Source organism: Pseudoalteromonas sp. SR45-5, from assembly GCF_014163565.1.
Lineage (GTDB): Bacteria > Pseudomonadota > Gammaproteobacteria > Enterobacterales > Alteromonadaceae > Pseudoalteromonas > Pseudoalteromonas distincta.
The window spans coordinates 1-10,659 of sequence record NZ_JACJDN010000064.1 but is presented as its reverse complement, the minus strand read 5'-3'; the positions used below and the strand labels follow the sequence as shown (position 1 = coordinate 10,659).

The window sequence follows — 10,659 nt, the reverse complement described above, 5'->3', positions numbered from 1 at the left end:
GCCAGCTACATGCTGGCTTCGAATAAATCTATATTATGTTTAGCTGTAAAAGTTAAGCTGATTTTAAACCTTGGTTTATAGCCACTAAATCTTCACTTGTTAATGTACCCGCAGCTTGCTTTAAGCGAAGGGTAGATAACACATAACGGTAACGCACATCAGCAAGGTTACGTTTTGCATCGTATAAATTTTGCGTACTCACTAGTACGTCAACAATGGTACGAGTACCTACTTCAAAACCGGCTTCAGTTGCTTTAAGGGCACTTTGAGCTGAAACAACCGCTTGCTCTAGCGCTTTGTAAGTCGCAATATCTGAAACAACTTGATTATAAGATGTAATTACTGTGCGAGTGACTGCGCGGTAATTTGTTTCATAATCTTGGCTCGCTGATACGTAAAACGCACGCGCTTGGTTTGTTGCAGCAACCGTTGCGCCACCTGAATATAAAGGTACGCTAAAGTTAAGCCCAACAGAACTTGAGTCTGAACGCGGTTGGTCATCAAAATTAGCGCCATTTATTTGAGTGTCTGTAAGAGAGTCACCATAACTTGCACTTAGAGTTAGTTTTGGATAATGACCTGCTTTTGCTAATTCAATTTGATCTTTTGCAATATCAACCGTTACTTTAGAGACTTGTAAGTTGATATTTTTATCTTCAGCTACTTTAACAAAGTCGCTTGAGCGCTTAGTTGGTTTAGTTGTTGAGAAAGTATCTGTATTTAAAAAGTCTAATTTTTCGTGATATTTACCAGTTATCTCACGAAGTTGCTCGCGTGCAGTTTCTACAGCATTACTGGCAATAATTTCTTGGGCTACTGAGTTATCAAACTGAGCTTGTGCTTCGTGTACGTCTGTTATAGCTGTTAAACCTACTGCATAACGTTGTTTTGTTTGCTCAAGTTGACGTGCAATGGCACGTTTTTCAGCTTCGACAAATTCAAGGTTATCACTGGCACTTAATACGTTAAAATAACCTTCAGCAACGCGTACAATTAAATTTTGTTTAGCTGCATCATATAGGCCGCTTGCTTGTAGAGCTTGCTTATCGGCAATATCTAAAGTGTTCCAAGCACCTAAATCAAATAATGTTTGGCTTAAACTTACACCACGAGAGAATTGGTCTGTGTCACTTTCAACTTTAACTTGGTTAGATAAGTCGCCAACGCTTTGGTACGACGTTGCATCGCTTTTCGTATAACCCATAGTTAAACCAATTTGAGGTAATAGTGCACTCATCGCCAAATCGCTTTGGTAAGACTGCGCATCGGCTTGGGCTTTTGCTTTTAAAACAGTAGGATCGTTAGCTGTTGCTATTTCAAAAACTTGTAGTAAATCTTCAGCTTTCACTGCTGTTGCACCTAGTGCGCATGATAAACTAACTAGCGCCGCAAGAATGTTCTTTTTCATGTGGGGTTCGGTCCTTAGACAATTTTTGTACTAAAAGCATGTTAACCTGTTTTACTGCATAACAAAAAAAATAATTAGTAAAACAGTATGTTCAAGTGTAACAGAATATATTAACGCATTTTAAAGCTTTAGATAAGTAGGAGGTAGGCACGTGGTTGATAAAAAGCTCGTTCAATTTACACATAAAGATGTAAATTTAAAGCCAATAAAAAACCTTTATAAAGGTTTTTTTCAGGTTGATTTATACCAGTTTGAACATGCTCTTTTTGCGGGTGGAAAATCAGAGCTAATTAGCCGAGAAATATTAGAACGTGGCGATGCAATTGCAGTACTCCCTTATGACCCAATATCAGATACTGTTCTTTTAATTGAGCAAATACGTATTGGCGCTATTAAAAGTAAGCATTCGCCGTGGCTACTAGAATGTATAGCCGGAATGACTGACGGCAGTACGGATTACGAATCAGTTGTAAAAAAAGAAGCGTATGAAGAAGCAGGGCTTGAATTAACTGAACTTGAATTTATGCTTTCATACCTATCAAGCCCTGGCGGTACAACTGAGCGCTTACATTTATATTTAGCGCGTGCTGATTTAAGCCAAGTGAAATCAGGTGTATATGGTCTTGAAACTGAAGGCGAGGATATAAAAACTCATATTTTATCGGTTGATGATGCGCTAATGCGCCTCAATAACGGTGAAATGGATAATGCGGCAACGGTTATTTGTATGCAGTGGCTTGCGCTAAATCGCGAAAAAATGGCAAGCAAATGGGTATAAACTCTTACTAATATTATGGCGGAACTTTGACAGCACAATTAGCAACAAATCGATATATTCAAAGCCTCCCAAAGTATTTAACACTTTGTGAGCATAACTATGTGCGACTATTAAAGTTGTTACCGAGCGAGCGCAATATAGGAAGCATTCGTGAAGTAAAACTTGGCAACAGTGAATTTGCTACAAAAATTGATGGCAGCGCAAAATACACTATGGATATTTCAATTAAGCAGCTAACAGGAATGGTTAAAGGGATAGCGCCGCTGTATTTAACGGCTCGCTTGTATCATGATGCGAAAGTAGCTGAAATTATTCATCACGATTACCATCAACGCATAAAACCATCGTACGGATACCCCAACCCTAAAATGCATCAAAAAGATGAAAAGTATCAACTTAATGCTTTTTTATACGACTGGTTAGTGGCCTGTGTAGAGCACGGGCAAGCAACATTAAATTGGGATGTAAATAATGGCTTGGTTTGATGATACATATACATTTGATAAATCATCTTTGTGCATTGCGCATATTACCGACAGCCATTTATTTGCAGATAAAAATGGTGAATATTTTAATGTAAATACTGCAGCTCATTTTGAACAAGCTTTGGCACACATCGCTGAGCAGCCAGTAGATTGCGTAATTTTTGGTGGTGATTTAACACAAGACCATAGTTTCGAATCGTACTTATTATTTAGCGAACTTATAAATGCCAGTGACATCACTTGCCCTGTATTTTGGGTGCCAGGTAATCATGATGAAATAGTAATGCTTAATCGCATAAGTGGTGGGAAAATAAGTCCGGCTAAACATATTATTGCTAATGGGGTTGAGCTACTTCTAGTTAATTCTAAAGGACCTACGCCTGCAGGATGGGTTACTGGTGTGCACTTAGATGAAATAACGGACGTTTTAGTCGACTCTAATAATAGTAAGATTATATTTTGTCATCATAATCCGCTACCAATAAATGGCTACCTTGATAAGCACTTATTAGAAAATGGTCCACAGCTTTTAAATATTTTAGTAAACAGTAACAACACATCAGCGCTTTTCCATGGTCATGTTCATAATGATTACCAGCAAAGCTTTAGAGGGTTGCCCATATACGCGACCCCAGCCAGCTCAATACAGTTTGTAAAGCACACTTCACAGTGGGAGCAAAAAAATTCGGGCCCAGCTTACAGAATTCTCAATATAAACAGTAAAAAAGATAAAGTAGAAGTAAAAACGGAAGTGGTATGGCTAAACGCGTAATTTATATTCATGGCTTTAATAGTTCACAAAAATCATATAAAGCTGTGCGCTTTGGTGAGCTTATGGCAAACTATGACGTTGATTATTGTGTACCGAGCTTAAACCACGAGCCCCTACAAGCTATAATTGAGCTTGAGCAATTACTAACGCCAAATACCGTTTTATTAGGTAGCTCGTTAGGTGGTTTTTTTGCCACGTATTTATCGCAGCGTTATCAAATTCCTGCAGTGGTCATAAATCCCGCGGTCGCACCCTATAATTTATTACAGTCGTTACTTGGGCCTAATTATAATCCGTATCAAGATTATCATTACGATTTAAATAACAGTCACATTGAGGCACTTAAATTACTCGCTGTAGATAAATTAGCACACCCTGAGTTACTGTACTTATTACAGCAAACAGGCGATGAAGTGTTGAACTTTCAACACGCGGTAAAATATTATTCACAATGTAAGCAATTGATAGAATTTGGTGGCGATCATAGCTACGTTGAATTTGAACGCACCTTTGCAAGTATTGTAGATTTTCTTAAAATCACGTAAAACTAGTTAACCTGAACAAAGGTTAGTTACTATATTAACGCTTTAGCGCATATAACAATAAAACTAGTAAAACGTATTAGAGCCTTAGCGGATATAAAGACAAAAACTATGAGTGATCAAAATTATAACGCCGAAGCCATTGAAGTACTTAATGGATTAGATCCGGTAAAAAGACGTCCAGGGATGTACACCGATACCGTACGTCCAAATCATTTAGGTCAAGAGGTTATCGACAACAGTGTCGATGAAGCCATGGCTGGCCATGCTACCCGTATCGACGTAATACTCCACGAAGATAACTCGCTTGAAGTAAGCGATGATGGGCGCGGTATGCCTATTGATATTCACCCAGAAGAAGGTATCCCTGGGGTTGAATTGATCTTCACTAAGCTGCATGCCGGTGGTAAGTTTTCCAACAAAAACTATCAGTTTTCGGGCGGTTTACACGGCGTAGGTATTTCGGTAGTAAATGCGTTATCTACGCGTGTAGAAGTAACAGTAAGACGCGATGCTCAACAATACAGAATGGCATTTGAAAGCGGCGATAAAGTAGAAGACTTAAATGTAATTGGTACAGTGGGTAAACGTAACACCGGAACTACGGTTCGTTTTTGGGCTGATGTCAGCTACTTTGATTCACCAAACTACTCAATTACCAAACTTAATCATTTATTAAAAGCCAAAGCAGTTTTGTGTCCAGGGCTGCGAATTAAGTTTGTTAATAAGCAAACAAAAGAAACCCAAGAATGGTTTTACGAAACAGGCTTAAAAGATTATTTAGTTGAAGCAATTAAAGGTTTTGAAACATTACCGCAAGACCCATTTGTAGGTGAATTTAAAAGTTCAATTGAAGGCGCTGACTGGGCTGTTGTATGGCTACCAGAAGGTGGTGAATCAATAGCTGAAAGCTACGTAAACCTTATTCCTACCGCGCAAGGTGGTACGCATGTAAATGGTTTACGCCAAGGCTTGCTTGAAGCAATGCGTGAATTTTGTGAGTTTAGAAACTTACTCCCTCGTGGTGTGAAATTAACTCCTGATGACATTTGGGATCGTTGTAGTTACGTGTTGTCGGTTAAAATGCAAGACCCTCAATTTGCCGGTCAAACAAAAGAAAAACTATCATCACGCTCATGTTCTGCGTTTGTATCGGGGGTAGTAAAAGACTCGTTTAGTTTATGGTTAAATGAACATACAGATACAGCAGAATTATTAGCTGAGTTATGTATTTCAAATGCGCAAACTCGCTTGCGTGCAGCTAAAAAAGTAGTGCGTAAACGTGTTACTGCAGGTCCTGCCTTACCGGGTAAACTAACAGATTGTAGCGCGGCCGATAACGACCGTACCGAATTATTTTTAGTGGAAGGTGATTCTGCTGGTGGCTCTGCTAAACAAGCGCGAGACCGTGAATTTCAGGCAATTATGCCGCTACGTGGTAAAATTTTAAATACTTGGGAAGTTGAGTCAGGCCAAATACTCGCATCACAAGAAGTGCACGATATTTCAGTGGCATTGGGTATTGATCCCGAGTCAACGGATATGTCGGGACTGCGCTACAATAAAATTTGTATATTGGCCGATGCTGACTCGGATGGACTACACATCGCGACGTTATTATGTGCACTGTTTGTTCGTCATTTTCCAGAGTTAGTAAAAACAGGGCATGTGTATGTAGCAATGCCGCCATTATTTAGAATTGATATTGGTAAAGAAGTTTATTACGCACTTGATGAAGAAGAAAAAACCGCTATTTTGGCGCGCATAGAAGCCGAGAAAAAACGCGGTAAAGTAAACGTACAACGATTCAAAGGTCTGGGTGAAATGAACCCGTTACAACTTCGTGAAACTACGATGGATCCAAATACCCGACGTTTAGTGCAGCTTACGCTTGATGAAGAAGTAGAAACCATGGAAATGATGGATATGCTGCTTGCTAAGAAACGATCGCCTGATCGTCGTCAATGGTTAGAAGATCATGGTAACAAGGCACTCGTTTAATTACCTGTGCTTAACACTAGGAGAGGCGAATGAAAAAACTACTAGGAAGTTTGCTGTTACTTGGGCTGACTACCGCTCCTGTAATGGCTAAAAATATACTCGATAAGCTCACAGTAGCACCGGGATTTGAAATAAGCTTATTTGCGAGCGATGTAGAAAATGCACGTCAAATAGCCGTTTCAAAAAAAGGGATTGTGTATGTAGGTTCTCGTAAAGCGGGCAACGTATATGCACTTATTGATCATAATAGCGATGGTGTAGCAGATAAAAAAATTGTTGTGGCTAAAGGCCTTAATATGCCCTCTGGCATAGCAATTAAAGATGGCGATTTATATGTAGGCGAAGTACATCGTATTATTCGCTTTAAAAACATTGATACCCAATTAAAAGACCCAAAGTTTGATGTGGTCTATAACAAGCTACCGAGCGAGCGTCATCATGGTTGGAAATTTCTGCGTTTTGCACCAACGGGTGAGCTAATCATTCCGGTGGGTGTACCGTGTAATATTTGTGCTGAAGATGAACGTTTTGGCCGTATTTTTGCGCTTAATGTAGAAACAAAACAAATAAAAACAATAGCCAAGGGCGTGAGAAATACAGTGGGTTTTGATTTTCATCCAGCTACTCAAGCTCTATGGTTTAGTGATAACGGTCGCGACATGATGGGCGATGATATTCCGCCTGATGAGTTAAATCGTGCAACGCAAGAAGGGGAGCATTTTGGTTTTCCGTATGTTCATGCCGGTGCAATTATTGACCCTGAGTTTGGTGAAGGTAAAAACATTGCCGATTATACGTCACCAGCACTTGCACTTCCTGCGCATGTAGCGCCATTAGGTATTCATTTTTATAACGGTAAGCTATTTCCAGCAAGCTATAAGCAGCAATTATTTGTTGCTGAACATGGCTCATGGAACCGTTCTAAAAAGTCAGGTTATAAAGTAGGGCTAGCAACAATTGAAGTAGGTCGCGTAACTAAATATACGCCATTTATTACTGGCTTTATGAAAGACGAAACAACATTTGGACGCCCTGTTGCATTTGCAGAATTAGGTGACGGCAGTCTGTTAGTAAGCGATGATTACGCCAACGTAATCTACCGTGTAAGCTATAAGAAAAACTAGGTAAGCTTTAATGAGTGATACAGATACCTTGCTAATGCAAGGAATTGAGCAACAAACAATGGGGCGCTTTACCGAAGACGCCTATTTAAATTATTCCATGTACGTAATTATGGACCGTGCTTTGCCGCATGTAGGTGATGGCTTAAAGCCAGTACAGCGTCGTATTATTTATGCGATGAGCGAACTGGGTTTGTCGGCTAATGCCAAGTACAAAAAATCAGCCCGTACAGTGGGTGACGTACTCGGTAAGTACCATCCACACGGCGATAGTGCATGTTACGAAGCGATGGTATTAATGGCGCAGCCGTTTTCTTACCGCTACCCTTTGGTAGATGGACAAGGAAACTGGGGTGCGGCAGATGACCCTAAATCGTTTGCAGCAATGCGTTATACCGAAGCGCGTTTATCTAAGTTTTCAGAAGTACTGCTTAAAGAGCTTGGTCAAGGCACCGTCGACTGGACACCAAACTTTGATGGCACAATGGATGAACCTGTTGTACTGCCTTCTCGTTTACCGCATATTTTACTCAACGGTATAACGGGTATTGCCGTAGGTATGGCAACTGATATTCCGCCACATAACGTACGTGAAGTGGCTAGCGCATGTTGTTTATTACTTGATAAACCAAAAACAGAGCTTGAAGAATTACTTGAGCTTGTACATGCACCAGATTACCCAACAGATGCTGAAATAATTACCCCAAAAGCCGATATTCATAAAATATATAAAACCGGTCGTGGGTCTATCAAAATGCGTGCGGTTTACACTGAAGAGCATGGCGATATTGTCATTACAGCACTGCCGCATCAATGTTCTGGTGGTAAAGTGCTTGAGCAAATTGCAGCGCAAATGAACGCTAAAAAATTACCAATGATTGCCGATTTACGTGACGAGTCAGATCACGAAAATCCAACACGCATTGTAATTATCCCGCGCTCAAACCGCATTAAAGCTGAGCCATTAATGGCTCATTTATTTGCAACTACCGACCTTGAAAAAAACTACCGCGTAAACTTAAACATGTTAGGCCTAGATGGTCGCCCGCAAGTTAAAGACTTACGCTGTATTTTAAGTGAGTGGCTAACATTTAGACGCGAAACAGTGCGTCGTCGTTTGCAGTATCGTTTAGATAAAGTATTAGCGCGCCTACATATTTTAGAGGGTTTATTAGCCGCCTTTTTAAATATTGATGAAGTAATTGAAATCATCCGCAGCGAAGATAAACCAAAGCCTGTATTAATGGAGCGCTTTGATTTAACCGATACGCAAGCAGAAGCAATTTTAGAATTAAAACTTCGTCATTTAGCAAAACTTGAAGAGTTTAAAATTCGTGGTGAGCAAGATGAACTAGCCAAAGAGCGTGATAAATTAGCGCAAATTTTGGGCTCAGAACGTCGTATGTCGACACTGCTTAAAAAAGAAATTCAAGAAGCCGCTGAAATGTACGGTGACGATCGTCGCTCGCCAGTGATTGAGCGCTCAGAAGCGAAAGCACTTAACGAAAAAGATTTAATTCCGTCAGAGTCAGTTACTGTTGTGCTATCAGACAAAGGCTGGGCACGCGTTGGTAAAGGTCATGACTTAGATGTACAAGGCTTAAATTATCGCTCAGGTGACGGCTTTAGAGCCTCTGCTCGTGGTAAGAGTAATCAACCTGCGGTATTTTTAGATTCAGCAGGGCGGGCGTTTGCAACTGATGCGCACAGTCTACCTTCGGCGCGTAGCCAAGGGGAGCCAATGACAGGTCGTTTTAACTTAACACCAGGCGCTAATTTTGAGCACGTGGTAATGAGTGAAGACGAGCAAGTATTGCTTATGGCGTCAGATGCAGGTTACGGCTTTATTACCGACTTTAAAGACTTAGTGAGTAAAAATAAAAACGGTAAAGCGCTGGTAAGTGTCCCTAAAGGTGGAATATTACTTTCTCCTATTAGAGTGAACGATGTTGCTAGCGATTACTGTATGGCTATTTCTAACGAAGGTCGAATGCTTTTATTCCCGCTGCGAGACTTACCAAAGTTAGGCAAAGGTAAAGGTAATAAAATCATCTCTATACCAGGTGCTAAAGTACAAGCCCGTGAAGAGTTTGTAAAAGTGCTTGCTGTTGTACCACAAGGAAGCAGTGTTACGCTTCATGCTGGTAAGCGTAAACTAACGCTTAAACCAAGTGATTTAGAGCATTATCATGGTGAGCGAGGGCGTAGGGGTAATAAACTACCGCGCGGCTTACAGCGTGTTGACGAAGCCGTTGTTGAGCTAACCCCACAAGATGATGAACCAATAGAAGCCATTAACGAAGAGTAACCAATTACTTTTTTGTATAAATAAAAACGGTCTGCATTTGCAGGCCGTTTTTGTTTTAAAATAAAGAGCTTGCATATTTCAGCGTACACTTGTGCGCTATTGACTCGTCTGTGTCACAAAATAACGCTATAATAATCATAATTGATCTTTGGAGAAACTCATTTGCTAGCTGTTATACGCGTTTTTATTATGCTGATGTTTATATTATTCAGTTGTATTTTTGGTTTATTACTTTCGATTATAAGACCATTTCATCCCAATAATGTACATATTATAGCGGGCTGGTTTGGCTCAATGGCTAAAATGATTGGCGTTAAATTAGTTTTAATACGTCATAAAGATGCAATTGATGCAGGCCCTGCAGTTTATGTTGCTAATCATCAAAATAGCTACGACTTATTTACAGTGCCTGCAATGGTGCCTAAAAACTGCGTAAGTTTGGGGAAAAAGAGCTTAAAGTGGATCCCATTTTTCGGTCAGCTTTATTGGTTGTCGGGTAATATATTAATAGACAGATCGAATCGCTCCAAAGCAGCGGGAACTATCTCCAAAGCAGCCGAAAAAATTAAAAATAATGGCTTATCTGTATGGATGTTTCCAGAAGGCACACGAAGCTATGGAAGAGGGTTGCTACCGTTCAAAACAGGTGCTTTTCACACCGCAATGAGCGCAGATGTACCCATAATTCCGGTATGTATGAATACAACACATAAAACCATTAAGCTAAATCGTTGGGATAATGGTACAATTTACATCGAAATGTTAGCGCCTATACCGCTTGATAAAGAAATTAGCGCGCGTGAGCATGCTAAAAGCGTGCATAGCATTATGGCTGCTAAAATAACTGAATTAGATGCTCAAGTGAGAGAAAAATAATGGAAAACTGGCGTGAAATAAGTGAAGACATCGTAAGTTCACTACTAGAAGATGGATCAGATCCTGAAATACTTTATGAAGTAGAACACCATTTTGTGTGTGAAGACTTCCCTAAACTAGAGCAAGCTGCATTGGCTGCTTTTAAATTAGGCTACGATGTTGAAGAGCCAGCAGAGCTTGAGCTTGAAGATGGCAGTAAAATTTGGAGCTTTGACATTGTAGTTGAAGCTGAGCTAGACGTAGACGTTATTATGGAAGACGTTGATAAGCTAGCGCAACTAGCCGTTGAGTGCGATGTTGAATACGACGGTTGGGGCACTTACTTTCAAGAGTAATTAATTACCCAGCATTAAAAAAATAGTAAAGGC

At 40.1% G+C, this 10,659-nt stretch carries 10 protein-coding genes; 9 read left to right on the top strand and 1 reads right to left on the bottom strand.

Features of this window, described 5'->3' with window-relative positions; translation table 11 throughout:
* Positions 1-52: 52 nt before the first annotated feature.
* Complete coding sequence (tolC, locus tag H5072_RS04275) at positions 53-1,408, bottom strand: outer membrane channel protein TolC (protein WP_002961956.1); 1,356 nt, start codon at positions 1,406-1,408, stop codon at positions 53-55.
* 151 nt (positions 1,409-1,559) lie between these two features.
* Between tolC and H5072_RS04270 the strand changes: the two genes are divergently transcribed.
* The 9 genes from H5072_RS04270 (at position 1,560) to rraB (ending at position 10,626) form a co-directional block, all read left to right on the top strand.
* Positions 1,560-2,186 carry an NUDIX domain-containing protein gene (locus H5072_RS04270; protein WP_182692810.1) on the top strand — a complete coding sequence of 209 codons (627 nt, stop codon included), beginning with the start codon at positions 1,560-1,562 and terminating at the stop codon, positions 2,184-2,186.
* 26 nt (positions 2,187-2,212) lie between these two features.
* Positions 2,213-2,671, top strand: coding sequence for a DUF1249 domain-containing protein (locus H5072_RS04265; protein ID WP_002961958.1), 459 nt, complete (start codon positions 2,213-2,215; stop codon positions 2,669-2,671).
* On the top strand, positions 2,658-3,443 hold the full coding sequence (locus tag H5072_RS04260) for a metallophosphoesterase (RefSeq protein ID WP_182692809.1): 786 nt from the start codon (positions 2,658-2,660) through the stop codon (positions 3,441-3,443). The genes H5072_RS04265 and H5072_RS04260 overlap by 14 nt, the downstream gene beginning before the upstream one ends.
* Positions 3,428-3,988 carry a YqiA/YcfP family alpha/beta fold hydrolase gene (locus H5072_RS04255; protein ID WP_024598881.1) on the top strand — a complete coding sequence of 187 codons (561 nt, stop codon included), beginning with the start codon at positions 3,428-3,430 and terminating at the stop codon, positions 3,986-3,988. The genes H5072_RS04260 and H5072_RS04255 overlap by 16 nt, the downstream gene beginning before the upstream one ends.
* 108 nt (positions 3,989-4,096) lie before the next feature.
* The gene (parE, locus tag H5072_RS04250; RefSeq protein ID WP_024596231.1) at positions 4,097-5,986 is read left to right on the top strand and encodes a DNA topoisomerase IV subunit B; all 1,890 of its coding nucleotides are present in this window, start codon (positions 4,097-4,099) and stop codon (positions 5,984-5,986) included.
* Between the two features lie 29 nt (positions 5,987-6,015).
* Positions 6,016-7,110, top strand: a complete 1,095-nt coding sequence (locus tag H5072_RS04245; protein WP_182692808.1) for a sorbosone dehydrogenase family protein — start codon at positions 6,016-6,018, stop codon at positions 7,108-7,110.
* A gap of 10 nt (positions 7,111-7,120) precedes the next feature.
* Positions 7,121-9,415 (top strand): DNA topoisomerase IV subunit A, encoded by a 2,295-nt coding sequence (gene parC / locus H5072_RS04240; protein WP_024605066.1) that lies wholly within the window; start codon positions 7,121-7,123, stop codon positions 9,413-9,415.
* 162 nt (positions 9,416-9,577) lie between these two features.
* Positions 9,578-10,291 (top strand): 1-acylglycerol-3-phosphate O-acyltransferase, encoded by a 714-nt coding sequence (locus H5072_RS04235; protein ID WP_182692807.1) that lies wholly within the window; start codon positions 9,578-9,580, stop codon positions 10,289-10,291.
* A complete protein-coding gene (rraB, locus tag H5072_RS04230; RefSeq protein ID WP_002961968.1) occupies positions 10,291-10,626 on the top strand; it encodes a ribonuclease E inhibitor RraB in 336 nt (111 codons plus the stop codon). Before H5072_RS04235 ends, rraB begins: the two co-directional genes overlap by 1 nt.
* The last annotated feature ends 33 nt before the right edge of the window (positions 10,627-10,659 follow it).